This window comes from Streptomyces sp. NPDC051578 (assembly GCF_044454045.1).
Taxonomy (GTDB): Bacteria; Actinomycetota; Actinomycetes; order Streptomycetales; family Streptomycetaceae; genus Streptomyces.
Window position 1 is genome coordinate 20,377 of the sequence record NZ_JBITDH010000006.1, and the last position, 17,494, is coordinate 37,870.

The 17,494-nt window shown below is 72.4% G+C and carries 14 protein-coding genes; 13 read left to right on the top strand and 1 reads right to left on the bottom strand.

Annotated features, from left to right (window positions below; all coding sequences use genetic code 11):
- Positions 1-38: 38 nt before the first annotated feature.
- A complete protein-coding gene (locus ACIA6C_RS23735; protein ID WP_399278737.1) occupies positions 39-1,844 on the bottom strand; it encodes a glycoside hydrolase family 15 protein in 1,806 nt (601 codons plus the stop codon).
- 470 nt (positions 1,845-2,314) lie between these two features.
- On the opposite strand from ACIA6C_RS23735, the gene ACIA6C_RS23740 reads away from it, so the two are divergent.
- The 13 genes from ACIA6C_RS23740 (at position 2,315) to ACIA6C_RS23800 (ending at position 17,465) form a co-directional block, all read left to right on the top strand.
- Positions 2,315-3,985, top strand: coding sequence for a CTP synthase (locus ACIA6C_RS23740; RefSeq protein ID WP_361133765.1), 1,671 nt, complete (start codon positions 2,315-2,317; stop codon positions 3,983-3,985).
- Positions 3,986-4,062: 77 nt separating this feature from the next.
- Positions 4,063-4,734 (top strand): NUDIX domain-containing protein, encoded by a 672-nt coding sequence (locus tag ACIA6C_RS23745; protein WP_399278739.1) that lies wholly within the window; start codon positions 4,063-4,065, stop codon positions 4,732-4,734.
- Positions 4,735-4,885: 151 nt separating this feature from the next.
- Positions 4,886-6,850: an AAA family ATPase gene (locus ACIA6C_RS23750; protein ID WP_399278741.1), complete on the top strand. Its 1,965-nt coding sequence runs from the start codon at positions 4,886-4,888 to the stop codon at positions 6,848-6,850.
- A gap of 152 nt (positions 6,851-7,002) precedes the next feature.
- Positions 7,003-8,118, top strand: coding sequence for an alanine dehydrogenase (gene ald, locus ACIA6C_RS23755; RefSeq protein WP_399278743.1), 1,116 nt, complete (start codon positions 7,003-7,005; stop codon positions 8,116-8,118).
- Positions 8,119-8,444: 326 nt separating this feature from the next.
- Positions 8,445-9,605, top strand: coding sequence for a ParA family protein (locus ACIA6C_RS23760; protein ID WP_399278745.1), 1,161 nt, complete (start codon positions 8,445-8,447; stop codon positions 9,603-9,605).
- Positions 9,590-10,054, top strand: a complete 465-nt coding sequence (locus ACIA6C_RS23765; RefSeq protein ID WP_399278747.1) for a hypothetical protein — start codon at positions 9,590-9,592, stop codon at positions 10,052-10,054. Before ACIA6C_RS23760 ends, ACIA6C_RS23765 begins: the two co-directional genes overlap by 16 nt.
- Before the next feature lie 682 nt (positions 10,055-10,736).
- Positions 10,737-11,894, top strand: a complete 1,158-nt coding sequence (locus ACIA6C_RS23770; protein WP_399278749.1) for a segregation/condensation protein A — start codon at positions 10,737-10,739, stop codon at positions 11,892-11,894.
- Positions 11,891-12,529: an SMC-Scp complex subunit ScpB gene (scpB, locus tag ACIA6C_RS23775; protein ID WP_399278751.1), complete on the top strand. Its 639-nt coding sequence runs from the start codon at positions 11,891-11,893 to the stop codon at positions 12,527-12,529. Before ACIA6C_RS23770 ends, scpB begins: the two co-directional genes overlap by 4 nt.
- On the top strand, positions 12,529-13,821 hold the full coding sequence (locus ACIA6C_RS23780; RefSeq protein WP_399278753.1) for a pseudouridine synthase: 1,293 nt from the start codon (positions 12,529-12,531) through the stop codon (positions 13,819-13,821). Before scpB ends, ACIA6C_RS23780 begins: the two co-directional genes overlap by 1 nt.
- 134 nt (positions 13,822-13,955) lie before the next feature.
- Positions 13,956-14,564 (top strand): nicotinamide riboside transporter PnuC, encoded by a 609-nt coding sequence (gene pnuC, locus ACIA6C_RS23785; protein ID WP_399278755.1) that lies wholly within the window; start codon positions 13,956-13,958, stop codon positions 14,562-14,564.
- A complete protein-coding gene (locus ACIA6C_RS23790) occupies positions 14,561-15,691 on the top strand; it encodes an AAA family ATPase (RefSeq protein WP_399278757.1) in 1,131 nt (376 codons plus the stop codon). Before pnuC ends, ACIA6C_RS23790 begins: the two co-directional genes overlap by 4 nt.
- Positions 15,688-16,419, top strand: a complete 732-nt coding sequence (locus tag ACIA6C_RS23795) for an NUDIX hydrolase (protein ID WP_399278759.1) — start codon at positions 15,688-15,690, stop codon at positions 16,417-16,419. The genes ACIA6C_RS23790 and ACIA6C_RS23795 overlap by 4 nt, the downstream gene beginning before the upstream one ends.
- Positions 16,416-17,465: an ADP-ribosylglycohydrolase family protein gene (locus ACIA6C_RS23800; protein ID WP_399278761.1), complete on the top strand. Its 1,050-nt coding sequence runs from the start codon at positions 16,416-16,418 to the stop codon at positions 17,463-17,465. Before ACIA6C_RS23795 ends, ACIA6C_RS23800 begins: the two co-directional genes overlap by 4 nt.
- Positions 17,466-17,494: the final 29 nt, after the last annotated feature.

Sequence of the window (17,494 nt, forward strand, 5' to 3'; positions counted from 1 at the left end):
CCACCCTCCCGGCGCGGCGGAGCGCGCCGGGAGCGGCGTCAGCCTCCGTAGGCCCCACTGGCCGTCAGCCGCAGCGCGGTGTCGATCAGCGGGACGTGGCTGAACGCCTGGGGGAAGTTGCCCACCTGCCGCTGGAGCTTGGGGTCCCACTCCTCGGCCAGCAGGCCCAGGTCGTTGCGCAGCGACAGCAGCTTCTCGAAGAGCCGGCGGGCCTCGTCGACGCGGCCGATCATCGCGAGGTCGTCGGCCATCCAGAACGAGCAGGCCAGGAAGGCCCCCTCGTCGCCCTCGAGGCCGTCGACGCCGGCGTCCTCACCGGCCGTCGGGTACCGCAGGATGAACCCGTCGGGGGTGGACAGCTCGCGCTGGATCGCCTCGATGGTGCCGATGACCCGCTTGTCGTCCGGCGGCAGGAAACCCATCTGCGGGATCAGCAGCAGGGAGGCGTCCAGTTCCTTCGACCCGTAGGACTGGGTGAAGGTGTTGCGTTCCTTGTCGTAGCCCTTCTCGCAGACGTCGGCGTGGATCTCGTCGCGCAGCTCGCGCCAGCGCTCCAGGGGGCCGTCCACGTCCCCGCTCTCGATCAGCTTGACCGTGCGGTCCACGGCGACCCACGCCATCACCTTCGAGTGCACGAAGTGGCGGCGCGGCCCGCGCACCTCCCAGATGCCCTCGTCCGGCTCGTTCCAGTGCGTCTCCAGGTAGCGGATCAGCTTGAGCTGGAGCACCGACGCGTAGTCGTTGCGGGCCAGTCCCGTCATGTGGCCCAGGTGCAGGGCCTCGGTGACCTCGCCGTACACGTCGAGCTGGAGCTGGTGGGCGGCGCCGTTGCCGACGCGGACCGGGCGCGAGTTCTCGTAGCCCGGCAGCCAGTCCAGCTCCGTCTCGCCCAGCTCCCGCTCGCCCGCGATCCCGTACATGATCTGGAGGTTCTCCGGGTCGCCGGCGACCGCCCGCAGCAGCCAGTCCCGCCAGGCGGAGGCCTCGTCGCGGTAGCCGGTGCGCAGCAGCGAGGACAGGGTGATCGCCGCGTCGCGCAGCCAGGTGTAGCGGTAGTCCCAGTTCCGTACGCCGCCGATCTCCTCCGGCAGGGAGGTGGTCGGCGCGGCGACGATCCCGCCCGTGGGGCCGTACGTCAGCGCCTTGAGGGTGATCAGGGAGCGGACCACCGCCTCCCGGTAGGGGCCGTGGTACGTGCAGTGCTCGACCCAGTTCCGCCAGAAGTCGGTGGTGGCCTCCAGCGCCGCCTCGGCGTCCGGGTTGTCCGGGGCGCCCTTGTGGGAGGGCTGCCAGCTGATGGCGAAGGTCACCCGGTCGCCGGGCCGGACGGTGAAGTCGGAGTACGTCGTCAGGTCCTTGCCGTAGGTCTGCGCGTCGGTGTCCAGCCAGACCGAGTCCGGACCGGCGACGGCGACGGTGCGCCCGTCCACCTTGTGGACCCAGGGCACGATCCGCCCGTAGGAGAAGCGCATGCGCAGGGCGGAGCGCATGGGGACGCGGCCGCTGACCCCCTCGACGATGCGGATCAGCTGCGGGGCGTGGTCCTCACGAGGAGGCATGAAGTCGATGACGCGCACCGTCCCCCGCGGTGTGTCCCACTCCGATTCCAGCACCAGGGAGTCACCGCGATAGCGCCGGCGGTCGGCCCGGGGGGCCGGGGTGCCGGACGGGACCGCGGGGCCGACCCGCCAGAACCCGTGTTCCTCGGTGCCGAGAATGCTCGCGAAGACAGCATGGGAGTCGAAGCGTGGAAGGCATGCCCAATCCACGGATCCGTCCCGGCAGACCAGAGCCGCGGTCTGCATGTCGCCGATCAGTGCGTAATCCTCGATGCGCCCGGACACGTTGCATCTCCAGTCGAACAGCCACGTCCGCCCCTGAGGGCGCTTGCAATGCGCGGATGCGCGGTCTCTTGTGTGTAGGGATCCCCGCGTCGAGCCTAGATTGCCGGACGTGGCGTGGTTACACCGTAGGCCGGTCTGCTCGGCGCGGTCGTGCAGCGATATTCGAGCAGGATATGACGGCACACTAGTGATCTCCTTAAGCCCCGGGACAATGCGACTCGTCCGAACGGGTGACCAGGACGGATACCCCGCGCGGACGGCCGCCAACCTGGTCCCCGCGAGGTTGGGGAGCGTGGCCGGAGGCGGACGGGTCCGGGCGCTGATAGGCTGGTACCCCGTGGACCGGTGGCCCGCCTGTGCGAATCAGGAGCCCCGAAACCGCAGCTTCGGCGCCCCCTGAGAGCCTCCGGTTCGACGGTGGCCGCGCCGGACGCACCTCACTTCGCGACCACGGGAGCCCCCTCTTGGCGATGCCGCCCGCTGCTTTTCGAAACAGCACAGCCATGACGACCAAGCACATCTTCGTCACCGGGGGTGTCGCTTCGTCCCTCGGCAAGGGCCTGACGGCCTCCAGCCTGGGTGCGCTGCTCAAGGCGCGCGGTCTGCGGGTCACGATGCAGAAGCTCGACCCGTACCTGAACGTCGACCCGGGCACGATGAACCCCTTCCAGCACGGCGAGGTGTTCGTCACCAACGACGGCGCCGAGACCGACCTGGACATCGGTCACTACGAGCGTTTCCTCGACGTCGACCTCGACGGCTCGGCCAACGTCACCACCGGCCAGGTCTACTCGCAGGTCATCGCCAAGGAGCGGCGCGGCGAGTACCTCGGTGACACCGTGCAGGTCATCCCGCACATCACCAACGAGATCAAGCACCGCATCCGGCGGATGGCGACCGATGACGTCGACGTCGTCATCACCGAGGTCGGCGGCACCGTCGGCGACATCGAGTCGCTGCCGTTCCTGGAGACCGTCCGCCAGGTCCGCCACGAGGTCGGCCGCGACAACGTCTTCGTCGTCCACATCTCGCTGCTCCCCTACATCGGCCCGTCCGGTGAGCTCAAGACCAAGCCGACCCAGCACTCGGTCGCGGCGCTGCGCAACATCGGCATCCAGCCCGACGCGATCGTGCTGCGCGCCGACCGCGAGGTGCCGACCTCGATCAAGCGCAAGATCTCGCTGATGTGCGACGTCGACGAGGCCGCGGTCGTCGCCGCGATCGACGCCAAGTCGATCTACGACATCCCCAAGGTGCTGCACACCGAGGGCCTGGACGCCTACGTCGTCCGCAAGCTCGACCTGCCCTTCCGCGACGTCGACTGGACGGTGTGGGAAGACCTGCTGGACCGGGTCCACAACCCCGACCACGAGGTCAAGGTCGCGCTCGTCGGCAAGTACATCGACCTGCCCGACGCCTACCTCTCGGTGACGGAGGCGCTGCGCGCCGGCGGCTTCGCCAACAGGGCCCGCGTCCAGATCAAGTGGGTCACCTCCGACGACTGCAAGACGCCGGAGGACGCCGCCGCGCAGCTGGGCGACGTCGACGCGATCTGCGTGCCCGGCGGTTTCGGTGACCGCGGCGTCAACGGCAAGGTCGGCGCGATCACCTACGCCCGCGAGAACAAGGTCCCGCTGCTGGGCCTGTGCCTGGGTCTGCAGTGCGTGGTCATCGAGGCCGCGCGCAACCTGGCGGGCATCGAGGACGCGAACTCCACCGAGTTCGACGCCTCCACCCCGCACCCGGTCATCTCGACCATGGAGGAGCAGCTGGCCTTCGTCGAGGGCGCGGGCGACCTGGGCGGCACCATGCGCCTGGGCATGTACCCGGCCAAGCTCGCCGAGGGTTCGATCGTCCGCGAGGTCTACGGCGACCAGGCGTACGTGGACGAGCGCCACCGCCACCGCTACGAGGTGAACAACGCCTACCGCGGCGAGCTGGAGAAGAAGGCCGGCCTGGTCTTCTCGGGCACCTCCCCGGACAACAAGCTCGTCGAGTACGTCGAGTACCCGCGCGAGGTCCACCCCTACCTGGTGGCCACCCAGGCCCACCCGGAGCTCCGCTCCCGCCCGACCCGGCCGCACCCGCTCTTCGCGGGCCTGGTCAAGGCCGCCGTGGAGCGCCAGCAGTCGGCGAAGTGATCGCGTAAGCGCATAACGTAGGCAGCCGGGGCACGGATCGTGCCCCGGCTGCCTACGTTTCTCGGGAAGGTATGGGCATGGGCAAGGACGAGGCCACCGACATCGCGACGGACATCGCCGCAGACATCGCGGACACCCCGGAGAGCTGGGAGGTCGTCGCCTCCCGCACCCCCTTCCAGGGCGCGAAGACGGCGGTCCGCTCGGATCAGGTGCGCATGCCCGACCGGGCCGTGGTGCGCCGCGACTACCAGGTGCACCCCGGCTCCGTGTGCGTGCTCGCGCTCGACGAGGAGCAGCGCGTCCTGGTCGTCAACCAGTACCGGCACCCCGTGCGGCACAAGCTGTGGGAGCTGCCCGCCGGCCTGCTGGACGTGCCCGGCGAGAACCCGCTGCACGCCGCCCAGCGGGAGCTGTTCGAGGAGGCGCACGTCGTGGCCAGCGACTGGCGGGTGCTGGTCGACTTCTTCTCCACCCCCGGCGGCTCGGACGAAGCGATCCGGATCTTCCTCGCCCGGGACCTCGCACCGGCGCCCGGGGAGCGCTTCGCGGTGTCCGAGGAGGAGGCCGACATGCTGGTGGCCCGGGTACCGCTCCAGGAGCTGGTGCGCGGGGTGCTCGCGGGTGAACTCGGCAACCCCGGCCTGGTCACCGGGGTCCTCGCACTGTCCGCGGCCCTCGCCGGCGAAGGCGGCACGGACTCCCTGCGCCCGGCCCTCGCGCCGTGGCCGGCCCGCCCGTTCGAGGCGTAGGGGCCGGCGGGGAGCGGCCGCTGGGCCGGATGGGCTGGTGATGTGACGATCGGCTGATCCGATCGGGCGATCCACCAGCCGCGCTCCACACGGACCGTCGCTCTGCGTGAACTACGCTCGGCAACCCTAAGGCAGGGAGAGGAGCGGATCCGTGACGGATTTCGTCGGGCGGCGGCGTGAGCTCAAGGAGCTGCGCGAGGACATCGCGCGGACCGGACTCGACACCCTCTCGGGCCGCAAGGCCAAGGCCCCCCGCGCGCGGGTGCTCCTGATCGCCGGACGTCCGGGCTCGGGGCGCACAGCGCTGGCCGAGGAACTCGTACGGGAAGTACGCGGCGACTACCCCGACGCGCTGCTGCGCGTACGGCTCACCCTGCCCGGCGGCGGGGCCGTCGCCACCGAGCGGGCGGTGCGGACATTGCTGGAAGGGCTGGGGCGGCCCACCCCGCCCGGGGCCGGGGAGGACGACCTCAGTTCGGCCCTGCGCGCCGCCCTCAAGGGGAAGCGGGCCGTCCTGCTCGTGGACGACGCCGCCGATCCGCACCAGGTCGACGCGCTGCTGCCGGACACCCCCGAATGCCTGGTCGTCGTCACCGCCGAGGGGCCCCTCACCGGGATTCCGGATGTGCGCCCGTGCACCCTCGGAGGGCTCGACACCCCTTCCGCGGTCAAGATGCTCGCCGGTGGCATCCGGGACACCCGGATCACGGTCGACCCGCTCGCCGCCGAAGCCCTCGCCCAGGAGTGCGGGGGGCAGCCTGCCGCGCTCTGCCTGGCCGGGGGCTGGCTCGCCGCCCACCCCCAGGCCTCCGTCGCCGACCTGGCCAAGCAGCTCCACGACATGCCGCCCGGCGCCGACGGACCGCTCGGGCGCGCCTTCAGGCTCGTGTACGAGTCCCTGCCGCAGCCCGCCCAGCGCACCCTGCGGCTGCTTCCGCTCGCGCCCGCCGGGATCGTCGACTCGCACACCGCGTCCGCCCTCGCCGGCTGCTCCGTCGCCGCCGCCCAGTCCGTCCTGGAGGACTTCGCCGGGCTGGGCCTCGTACGGCACGCGCAGGACGGGCTCTTCCTGTTGCCCGGCTGTCTCGCGCCGTTGCTGCGGGCGCTGCTGGAGACCAAGGAGCGGCCGGCCGAGGTGCAGCTGGCCCGGGCCCGGATGCTGGAGCGGACCGTACGCCTGCTGGGCTCCTGCCGGGCCATGGCCGCGGACGACGAGGAACACGTACGGGAGCGGCTGGACGGGCTGCCGCGGGCGCTGCGCTTCCCCGACCGGCGGGCGGCGGCGACCTGGCTGGACACCCGGCTGCCCGCCCTGACGGCCTCGGCCTCCCTCGCCGTGGCCGACGGGGAGCTGGACACCCTCGCCCGGCGGCTGGTCGCCGCCCTCGTACGGGCCCTGGCCGAGCACCGCGGCACCACCGCCGCCGCGCCCGAGCTGTACGGGCTGCACCGGCTGGTCCTGGACGTCGCCGAGCGCCGCGGCCTGCACCGGGAGCGGGCCGCGGCGCTGCTGAACCTGGCCGACCTGGACGCCGAGACGGGCCGTACGCACGAGGCACTGGAGCGCTACCGGGCCGCCTTGGACGCCGGAAAGGCGGCGAACGACCCGTACGCGACGGGCCGTGCGATGGAATCCGTAGGCGGTGCGTACCAGGAGCTGGCCGACTGGCACCGGGCCTGCGACTGGTTCGGCCGGGCCCTGTCCCAGGCCCTCGCGCGGGGGGAGCGGGCGGACGAGGCGCGGCTGTACGGACGGCTGGGCAACGTGCACACGTACGCGGGCCGGTACGGGGACGCCCTGCGCAGCTGGCGCGCGGCCGCCGCGGGGTACCGGAAACTGGCCGATGTCCCGGGTCAGGCAAAGGCGTTGAGCGAGATGGCGCGCATTCAGGAGTACGCCGGAAGGCCCACGGAATCCCTGCACACCTGCCGCCAGGCCGTCGAGCTGGCGCGCAAGGCCGGGGACCTGCGGCTCCAGGCCGCCCTCCAGGTGCGACTGGCCGACACGCTCGACCGGCTGGGAGACCCGGCGGCGGCCCGACTGCACAGGTCGGCGGCGGACAGATTGCTGGGAGACGACCCCGCAGCCTGCGAAATCCGCAGTGATTCCGACTGAGATTATTTGTTTGCAAGGCTAGACAGCGCCTCATCCTTCATTAGACTGGCTTCACCACGTCATCTCGTGGTGCATCCCGTTGCGCGTTCTTGTGGGCGGGTATGTATGGAAGTGCCCCGTAATATCCCCTGAGCCAAGGACCGTGATCGACGATGAAGGTCGGCATCCCCCGCGAGGTCAAGAACAACGAGTTCCGGGTCGCCATCACGCCCGCCGGCGTGCATGAGCTGGTCCGTAACGGCCACCAGGTCTTCATCGAGCAGAACGCCGGTGTCGGCTCCTCGATCACGGACGCCGAGTACGTCGCCGCGGGCGGCGAGATCCTCGGTACCGCCGACGAGGTCTGGCAGACCGCCGACCTGCTGCTGAAGGTCAAGGAGCCGATCGCGGAGGAGTACCACCGTCTCCGCAAGGACCAGACCCTCTTCACCTACCTGCACCTCGCGGCCTCCCGCGAGTGCACGGACGCCCTGCTGGAGTCCGGCACCACCGCCATCGCGTACGAGACGGTCGAGCTCGCGGGCCGCGCGCTCCCGCTGCTCGCCCCGATGTCCGAGGTCGCGGGCCGCCTGGCTCCCCAGGTCGGCGCCTACCACCTGATGCGCTCGGCCGGCGGCCGCGGCGTGCTCCCCGGCGGTGTCCCCGGCACCCACGCCGGCGAGTGCGTGGTCATCGGCGGTGGCGTGTCCGGCTGGAACGCCGCGCAGATCGCCATCGGCATGGGCTTCCACGTGACCCTGCTCGACAAGGACATCAACAAGCTCCGCGAGGCCGACAAGATCTTCGGCACGAAGATCAAGACGATCGTCTCCAACGCCTACGAGCTGGAGAAGGCCGTCATCGAGGCCGACCTGGTCATCGGCGCGGTCCTCATCCCGGGTGCGAAGGCCCCCAAGCTGGTCACCAACGAGCTCGTCGCCAAGATGAAGCCCGGAAGTGTCCTTGTCGACATTGCGATCGACCAGGGCGGCTGCTTCGAGGACTCCCGTCCGACCACCCACGCCGAGCCGACCTTCCAGGTCCACAACTCGGTCTTCTACTGCGTCGCCAACATGCCGGGCGCCGTGCCGAACACCTCCACCTACGCCCTCACGAACGCGACCCTGCCGTACATCGTGCAGCTCGCGAACCTCGGCTGGGTCGAGGCGCTGCGCCGTGACCCGGCGCTCGCGCTGGGCCTCAACACCCATGACGGCAAGGTCGTTTACGGCCCGGTCGCCGAGGCCCACGGCCTCGAGGTCCTGCCGCTGAACACGCTGCTGGGCTGAACCGTCAACGACTGACGTCAATCTCACGTCTCCGGCCGGACCTTGCCCGCAAGGTCCGGCCGGACGCGTTTGCGCGGCGCGCGGGGACCCCGCTCAACTCGCCTCGAACGTAACCCTTTAACCCTTTCGCACACCCGCGAAACTTCGTAGTGACAGCTCGTACGCCCTTGACAGAGTGGTGTTCGCTTGCCGACACAACGCGGCGGGTCCGGTGGATTGTGTTGCCGCTGAGTGGTGACACGCCATAGAGTCGCCAACCGTCGGCATGGTGCCACGCTGACCTATCGATAAGTGTCCTGGTCACGTCCGAGGAGGTAAGACGACTTGTGAATGAGTCGACATTTGCTCCTGGGGGTGGTCGAGCAGGAACGCCAGAGCGGGGCCGAGGTCCCGCCGGGGCCGAGGCTGTCGGCTCCGTCGCAGTCCGCACCTTCGCAAACCACCAGCACATGACGACGCCCCAAAAGAGCATGGACGGCCTAGACGTGAACTCCAGGGCCGGCGACCCGAGCGGCGAACAGCCCGTGGGATTCGCCGACTACGACCAGGTGCCCGAAGGGCACTTCTACGACCCCGACGCGGAGTACGAGCCCGACCCCGAGTACGCGGCCACTCTCGCCCCCGACGCTGCCCGCCAGCGCCGCGAGCGGATCGGCCCGACCGGACGGCCGCTGCCGTACTTCCCGATCCCGGGCCCGCTGACCGACCACGGTCCCGCGACGATCATCGCGATGTGCAACCAGAAGGGCGGCGTCGGCAAGACCACGTCGACCATCAACCTGGGTGCCGCGCTCGCCGAGTACGGGCGGCGCGTGCTGCTCGTGGACTTCGACCCGCAGGGCGCGCTGTCCGTGGGCCTCGGCGTCAACCCGATGGAACTCGACCTGACGGTCTACAACCTGCTCATGGAGCGGGGCATGTCGGCCGACGAGGTGCTGCTCAAGACGGCCGTTCCCAACATGGACCTGCTGCCGAGCAACATCGACCTGTCCGCCGCCGAAGTGCAGTTGGTCAGCGAGGTCGCGCGCGAGTCCACGCTCCAGCGGGCGCTCAAGCCCCTGATGCAGGACTACGACTACATCGTGATCGACTGTCAGCCCTCGCTCGGCCTGCTGACGGTGAACGCCCTGACGGCGGCTCACAAGGTCATCGTCCCCCTGGAGTGCGAGTTCTTCGCGCTGCGCGGGGTGGCGCTGCTGACCGAGACGATCGAGAAGGTGCAGGAGCGGCTCAACCCCGAGCTGGAACTCGACGGCATCCTCGCGACGATGTACGACTCCCGTACGGTGCACAGCCGTGAAGTGCTGGCGCGCGTCGTCGAGGCGTTCGACGACCACGTGTACCACACGGTCATCGGCCGTACGGTGCGCTTCCCGGAGACCACGGTCGCCGGTGAGCCGATCACCACGTACGCCTCCAACTCCGTCGGTGCCGCCGCCTATCGCCAGCTGGCCAGGGAGGTGCTCGCCCGGTGTCCCGCCGAGTGAGTCTGCCCGGAGCCGACGAACTGTTCCGTACGACCGGGGGGATGGCGCTGCAGTCGTCCTCGCCGAGGCGGGGCGCGGAGGAGCCGGCTCCCCCCTCCGCTCCGGCCGTGCCCTCGTCCTCGCCGGAGCCGCCGGTGGGCGGGCAGCGGCGGCCGCAGGAAGGTTCTGCCAGCGCCGCCGGGGCGTCCTCGCCCCGGTCCGGCAAGGGGCAGGGCCGGGGCGCGAACCGACGCCCCAGCGGGCGTGAGCGGCACGACGAGAAGATCACGGTCTACGTCTCCGCGGAGGAGCTGATGGACCTGGAGCACGCGCGGCTGGTGCTGCGCGGGGAGCACGGGCTCGCGGTCGACCGCGGCCGCATCGTCCGCGAGGCGGTGGCGGTGGTCCTGGCCGACCTTGAATCCCGCGGCGACGCCAGCATCCTGGTCCGCCGCCTCCGCGGCCGCTGACCCCCCTGCGGGCCTTTGCCCGGGCCCGTTCCCGGCCCCGCGGGGCCGCCGGGAGCCACCCGACCCGCCCGGAACCCGGGCTCTGAGACCCTGCCCGCCCGGCGGTGCGGCCCGGCCCAGGAGGCAGCGCCCGTCCTTGGCCCGTCCCGCCCACTGCCCACGCCCGGCACCAGCGGCTGCCTGCTCAACCCGCACGATCCCGGGCGCCCCGCCGCCGCGCGGCCGTCGGCCGTCCCCGCCGACCGGCGCGGGCCCGGCGCCCTCGGCGCCACGGGTGGCCTGAGCGGCCGCCTGCGGAGACCGCACGAGCACGGGCCGTCCGGCGCCGCGTCACCCTCGGCCGCTCCGGCCGTCCGTCTTGCGGCGCGGCCCGGCTGCCCCCACGGGCAGGTCGCGGGCCCGGCGCCCCGCCGCCATTGAGGGCCTCAGCGGCCGCCTGCGGAGTCCACGATCCCAGGCGGTCCGCCGGCCCGGTCGTCCGTCTTGAAGGTGGAGGGGCGCGCGGCTGCGGTGACCAGGCGGGCGTCCAGTGGGCGGGTACCGGCCGGCCGGCCGCGAGCCGGGTGGGGGATTGGCCACTCGGTCGGGGCTGTGTCGGTGGGGCGGGGTCGGCGGGAGCGGGCGGGGCGGTGGTTAGGCTGCTGACACGGTCGCCTCCGTACCACCACGAACCTGGATCCCGATGCCCTCTCCCGCCGAATCCGGCCGCCCGACCCGCCGCCACCTCGGGCGCGGCCCGGGCTCCGCTGCACCGGCGGCCCCGCAGGAGGACGGCGCGGAGGGCCGGGGCCCCGGGCCGGGCGGCCGTGAGGCAACGGATCCGGCCGCCGGGGCCTGCGGCCCGGAGCGCGGGGCTCCGGGGGCAGGCGCCTTCGTCCCGACGGTACCGGCGGTGGACCCCCCGGGTGACTCCGCCGTCCCCGCGGCCCCGCGGGCGGCCGGCACTGAGGACAAGGGGCCCGGGCGGGGCGGCCGTGAGGGTGCTGGTCCGGGGTCCGCGCCGCCGGTGGCCCGGGCCGCCGAGCCTCAGGCCGGCCGGCCGGGCGGCGGGCGGTTCACCCTGAGGCTGTCGAACTTCGAGGGGCCCTTCGACCTGCTGCTCCAGCTGATCTCCCGGCACCGGCTCGACGTCACCGAGGTCGCCCTCTCCCAGGTCACCGACGAGTTCATGGCGTACATCCGCGCCATGGGCCCCGACTGGGACCTCGACCAGACCAGCGAGTTCCTCGTCGTCGCCGCGACCCTCCTCGACCTCAAGGCCGCCCGCCTCCTGCCCGCCGCCGAGGTCGAGGACGAGGCCGACCTCGCCCTCCTCGAAGCCCGCGACCTGCTCTTCGCACGGCTGCTCCAGTACCGCGCGTACAAGCAGGTCGCCGCGCTCTTCCAGGACTGGGCCCGGGACGAGGGCCGGCGGTACCCCCGTACCGTGGGGCTGGAGCCCCATCACGCCGAGCTGCTGCCCGAGGTCGTCATCAGCATCGGCACCGAGGGGTTCGCCCGGCTCGCCGTCCAGGCCATGCGCCCCCGCGCCGAGCCGCAGGTGTACGTCGACCACATCCACGCCCCGCTCGTCAGCGTGCGCGAGCAGGCGGGGCTGCTGGTCGCCCTGCTCAAGGCCCGGGGCGAGGCGACCTTCCAGGAGCTCACCGAGGACGCACCCGACACCCTCACCGTCGTCGCGCGCTTCCTGGCCCTCCTGGAGCTCTACCGCGAGAAGGCGGTGGTCCTCGACCAGGAGCTGGCCCTCGGGTCGCTCACGGTGCGCTGGAGCGGCGGGGACGGCGACGGCATGCCGACGGTGACCGACGAGTTCGACCAGATCGTGGAGGCGAAGGAATGACCGAGGTGGCCGATCGGGCCGGGACGGCCGGGCTCGCGCTCAAGGGCGCCCTGGAGGCCGTCCTCATGGTCGTGGACGAGCCCGCGACCGAGGAGCACCTGGCGAAGGTGCTGGAGCGCAGCCCGCGGGAGGTGGCGGACGCCCTGCGCGAGCTCGCCGACGAGTACACCGTGCAGCGGCGTGGATTCGAGCTGCGCCCCGTCGCCGGCGGCTGGCGGTTCTACAGCCGCGCCGAGTACGCCCCGGCGGTCGAGGCCTTCGTGCTGGACGGCCAGCAGGCCCGTATCACCCAGGCGGCCCTGGAGACGCTGGCGATCGTCGCGTACCGCCAGCCGGTGAGCCGCTCGCGGGTCTCGGCGGTGCGCGGAGTCAACTGCGACGGGGTCATGCGGACCCTCCTCCAGCGCGGTCTGGTGGCCGAGGCGGGCACGGAACCCGAAACAGGTGCGATCCTGTACAGGACGACGAACTACTTTCTGGAGCGGATGGGCCTGCGCGGCCTGGACGAGCTCCCGGAGCTCGCGCCCTTCCTCCCCGAGGCGGACGCGATCGAAGCCGAGACGCAAGAGGGTGTTCCGTCGTTCGATCCGGATGCACCGGATACCGATGAAGACGACAAGACGACGGAACTTTGATGCGAAGCAGCGGTAACGGCAACGGCGGCGGCAACAGGAACAGCGGCGGCGGTGGTGGCGGCCGCGGGAACTCCCGCGGCGGCGGCTCCGGCTCCGGCGGGGGCTACCGCGGCGGCGGCTCCGGCGGCAGCGGCGGCGGTGGCTACCGCGGCGGCGGCTCGGGAGCGGGATCGGGCGGCTTCCGCGACCGCGACCGTGACCGCGATCAGGCGCCCCAGCGTCCGCGCAACCCCCGCCCCGAGGAGCGGCGCTACGACGTCGGCCCCGAGGGCGAGCGGTCGGGCCGCAGCGGCCCCAAGGCGGGCGGCGGCGGTGCCCGCGGCGCCTCCGACGGCGGCCGGGGCGGTTCGGGCGGTGCCCGTGGCGCTTCCGCGCGCGGTGGCGCCAAGGGCGGACCGAAGACCTCCAAGACGCCCGGCATCGGCGGGGCCGGCGGCCCGCGCCGCGGTCCCGGCAGCCGCAGCGGCCAGTCGCGCCCCCGCGAGCTGGACGCGCGGATCGAGGAGCGCGTGCGCGACCGGTACGCCGACAAGCCCGTGATCAAGACCCCGAAGACCTTCCCGGGCGCCGAGGAGGAGGGGGAGCGCCTGCAGAAGGTGCTCGCCCGCGCCGGCATGGGCTCGCGCCGCGCCTGCGAGGAGCTGATCGAGCAGGCCCGCGTCGAGGTCAACGGCGAGATCGTGCTGGAGCAGGGCAAGCGCGTCCAGCCGAAGGACGAGATCAAGGTGGACGGCCTGACCGTCGCCACCCAGTCGTACCTGTTCTTCGCGCTGAACAAGCCCGCCGGCGTCGTCTCCACCATGGAGGACCCGGACGGCCGCCAGTGCCTCGGCGACTACGTCACCAACCGCGAGACGCGGCTGTTCCACGTCGGCCGGCTCGACACCGAGACCGAGGGCATCATCCTGCTCACCAACCACGGTGAGCTCGCCCACCGCCTCACGCACCCCAAGTACGGCGTGCAGAAGACGTACGTCGCGTCCATCACGGGCTCCCTGCCCCGGGACATCGGCAAGCGCCTCAAGGACGGCATCGAGCTGGAGGACGGCTACGCCCGCGCCGACAACTTCCGCGTCCTCGACCAGGTCGGCAAGAACTACCTCGTCGAGGTGACGCTGCACGAGGGCCGCAAGCACATCGTCCGCCGCATGCTGGCGGAGGCCGGGTTCCCGGTCGACAAGCTCGTGCGCACGTCCTTCGGGCCGATCGAGCTGGGCGACCAGAAGTCGGGCTGGCTGCGCCGCCTGACCAACACCGAGGTCGGCATGCTGATGCGCGAGGTCGGTCTGTAGTCCGTCCCGTTCCGCGGATCCTCGCAGGAGGGTCGCCGAGAGAGAACCCGCGGTGCCTTCGGGCGCCGCGGGTTCTTCCGTTGGCGGCCCCCGTTGTTTATAGTCATCATGACTATAAAGAGAGCGGGGCCGTCATGGGCTGGAACACGAGCTGGACCGAGATCCTCGGGTCGGCCACGGGTGCGTTGTGCGTCTGGCTGGTGGCCCGGCAGCACATCGCCAACTGGCCGATCGGCATCGCCAACAACGTCTTCTTCATCGTGCTGTTCGCCCGGACCGGCCTCTACGCCGACGCCGGCCTGCAGATCGTCTTCATCGCCCTCGCCGCGTACGGCTGGTGGTCCTGGACCCACGGGGGTGGACCAGGAACCGCAGGGGCCCTGCCGGTGCGCCGCACCACGCGCGCCGAATGGGCCGGGCTCGCCGCGGCGGGGGCGGTGGGGATGCTCGCACTGACGCTGCTGCTCGGCAGGGTCACCGACTCCACCGTCCCGTTCTGGGACGCGCTGACCACCGCGCTGTCCCTCATGGCCACCTACGGACAGTGCCGCAAGCTCCTGGAGTCCTGGTGGCTGTGGATCGCCGCCGACCTCGTTTACATCCCGCTGTACGTCTACAAGGGGCTGTACCTGACCTCGGTCCTCTACGGCGGCTTCCTCCTGCTGTGCGTGGCCGGGCTGGCGGGCTGGCGCCGCGAACTGCCGGGCCGCGCCGCCCGTGAGGCCGTGGAGGCCACGGCATGAGCGGCGCGCGCGGCGCGAGCGGGGGGAAGCGGTACGGGCACGGGCTGGTGCTGGGCAAGTTCTACCCGCCGCACGCCGGACACCACCATCTGGTGCGCACCGCCCAGGACCAGTGCGAGCGGCTGACCGTCCTGGTCTGCGCGGCCTCCGTCGAATCGGTTCCGCTGGCGGACCGGGTCGCCTGGATGCGCGAGGAGCACCCGGGTGCCCACGTGGTCGGCGCGGTGGACGACATCCCGGTCGACCTGCACGACCCGGCCGTCTGGGAGGCCCACATGGCGATCTTCCGGGCCGCGGTGCCCCGGCGCGTGGACGCCGTCTTCACCTCGGAGGAGTACGGGGGCGAACTCGCGCGCCGGTTCGGCGCGCACGAGGTCCTCGTGGACCGGCGGCGGTCCCTGTTCCCGGTGTCGGGTACGGCCGTACGGGCCGACCCGGCCGCCTGCTGGGAGTTCCTCGGCCCGGGCGTACGGGCCTCCCTGACCCGGCGGGTCGTCGTCCTGGGCGCCGAGTCCACGGGCACCACGACCCTGTCCCGCGACCTCGCCGCCCACTACCGGCGGCGCGGCGGGGTGTGGTCGAAGACCGGCTGGGTCGCCGAGTACGGGCGCCGGTACAGCGAGGAGAAGCTCGCGGCGGCGCGGGCCGCCGACCCGGACGCCTCCTGGGCGGACGTGACCTTCGCCTCCCGGGAGTTCCCGGTGATCGCCCGCCGCCAGGACGCGGAGGAGGAACGCGCCGCCCGGCTGGGTTCGCCGGTGCTGTTCTGCGACACCGACTCCTTCGCCACCGGGATCTGGCACGAGCGGTACCTGGGGGCCCGCAGCGAGGAGACGGAGAAGATCGCGGCCCTGACGCGGCGCGACCTGTACCTGCTGACCGACGACGCGGACGTGCCGTTCGAGGACGACGGCCTGCGCGACGGAGAGCACCTGCGGCCCTGGATGACCGGCCGGTTCCGTGAGGAGCTGGAGCGGACCGGCAGGCGCTTCCTCGTCATGCGCGGCGACCGCGGGGCACGGCTGGCGGCGGCCGTGACGGCGGTCGACGAACTCCTCGCAGAGGGCTGGTACTTCGCCGACCCGCTGCCCGAGAACGTCCGGCAGCCGGGCACGGGGGAGCGGTGAACACGGCCTACGACCCCCGCGCCTTCGAGCCGTTCGCCGTGACGGTCGACCTCGCCGTGTTCACCGTACGGGCCGGCGCCCTGCACGTCCTGCTGATCCGGCGCGGCCGGGAACCGTACGCCGGTGCCTGGGCGCTCCCCGGCGGTTTCATACTGCCCCGCGAGTCGGCGGAGACGGCCGCCCGCCGGGAACTCGCCGAGGAGACGGGCCTGTCACCCGGCCTGGTGGCAGACCTGCACCTCGAACAGCTGCGCACCTACAGCGAACCCGACCGGGACCCCCGGATGCGGGTGGTGTCGGTGGCCTTCACCGCGCTGGTCCCCGACATGCCCGAGCCCGCGGCGGAGGGCGGCGGTGACGCCGACCGGGCCCGGTGGGTACCGGTCGACCGGGCGGCCGGCCTGGCCTTCGACCACGCGGTGATCCTCGCGGACGCCCGCTCCCGGGTCGGCTCGAAGCTGGAGTACACCTGCCTGGCCACCGCGTTCTGCCCGCCCGAGTTCACCCTCGGAGAGCTCCAGGCCGTCTACGAGACCGTCTGGGACACCGCCCTGGACCGTCCCAACTTCCGCCGCAAGGTCCTTGCCACGCCCGGCTTCGTCGAGGCCGTTCCCGGAGCCGCCCGGCTGACCGGTGGCCGCGGCAAACCGGCCGCGCTCTACCGCCCCGGGCCGGCGACGGCCCTGCACCCGCCCCTGCTCCGCCCCACGGAAGGACCCCCGCGATGACGCAGACGACGACCGCGGCGCCGCCCAAGGCCCCCGCGACGAAGCGCGCCGCGACCGGCGCCATGATCGGCCTCGCCCTGGGCGACGCCCTGGGGTTCCCGACGGAGTTCAACGACGTGCCGTCGATCCTCGCGAAGGCCGGCCCCTGGCGGGAGATGCGGCTGCCCAGCCCGGCCTACATCACGGACGACACCCAGATGACGCTGGCGCTGGCGCGCGGCATCCGGACGGCGACCGGCCGCGGCCGGGTCGGCCCGCTGCGGCTGACGGGGCCGGTCCGGGAGGAGTTCGTGGACTGGTACCACTCCCCGGAGAACGACCGGGCCCCCGGCAACACCTGCCTGCGGGCCTGCAGGCTGCTGGACGAGCCGCAGCGGGACTGGCGCGAGGCCAGTCAGACGGGCTCCAAGGGCTGCGGGGCGAACATGAGGGTGGCCCCGGTGGGACTGGTCCCCGGCTGGACGGAGGAGGAACGGGCGGGTGCGGCCCAGCTCCAGTCGGCCCTCACGCACGGCCACCCGACGGCGCTCGCCGCCGGCGACCTGACCGCGCACGCCGTCCGTCTGCTGGCGCGGGGCACCGAGCCCACGGGACTGGTCGGCCTGCTCCGCTCCTACGCCCTGGACAACCGCACCCGCTACCACGAGCGCTGGCTCGGCGACCTGTGGATGCGCACGGGGGAGGACGCCACCCCGCAGTCCTTCATCGCGCGGGGCTGGGACGAATGCCTCGACGCCCTCGACCGCCTCGCCGCGGCCCTGCGCGACCCGTCCCCGGAGACGGACCCCTGCCTGACCACGGGCGACGGCTGGATCGCGGAGGAGGCCCTCGCCACCGCCCTCCAGTGCTTCCTCCTCTTCCCGGAGGCCCCCCTGACGGTCCTGCGCCGAGCCGCCTGCACGAAGGGCGACTCCGACTCGATCGCCTGCCTGGCCGGCGCCTTCGCGGGCGCCCACCTCGGCGCCCGCGCCTGGCCCGCCGCCTGGCAGGAGCGGATCGAGCACCGCGACGAGTTGCTGGAGTTCGGCGCGCTCTGGGACGCCTGAGCCCCGGCGGCCCGAGCCGGCCCGGGCGC

Excerpts from the sequence above, each read along its gene's own strand:
- ACIA6C_RS23740 (WP_361133765.1), top strand. The coding sequence starts at position 2,315 with ATGCCGCCCGCTGCTTTTCGAAACAGCACAGCCATGACGACCAAGCAC.
- ACIA6C_RS23745 (WP_399278739.1), top strand. The coding sequence starts at position 4,063 with ATGGGCAAGGACGAGGCCACCGACATCGCGACGGACATCGCCGCAGAC.
- ald (WP_399278743.1), top strand. The coding sequence starts at position 7,003 with ATGAAGGTCGGCATCCCCCGCGAGGTCAAGAACAACGAGTTCCGGGTC.
- ACIA6C_RS23770 (WP_399278749.1), top strand. The coding sequence starts at position 10,737 with ATGCCCTCTCCCGCCGAATCCGGCCGCCCGACCCGCCGCCACCTCGGG.
- scpB (WP_399278751.1), top strand. The coding sequence starts at position 11,891 with ATGACCGAGGTGGCCGATCGGGCCGGGACGGCCGGGCTCGCGCTCAAG.
- ACIA6C_RS23780 (WP_399278753.1), top strand. The coding sequence starts at position 12,529 with ATGCGAAGCAGCGGTAACGGCAACGGCGGCGGCAACAGGAACAGCGGC.
- pnuC (WP_399278755.1), top strand. The coding sequence starts at position 13,956 with ATGGGCTGGAACACGAGCTGGACCGAGATCCTCGGGTCGGCCACGGGT.
- ACIA6C_RS23790 (WP_399278757.1), top strand. The coding sequence starts at position 14,561 with ATGAGCGGCGCGCGCGGCGCGAGCGGGGGGAAGCGGTACGGGCACGGG.
- ACIA6C_RS23800 (WP_399278761.1), top strand. The coding sequence starts at position 16,416 with ATGACGCAGACGACGACCGCGGCGCCGCCCAAGGCCCCCGCGACGAAG.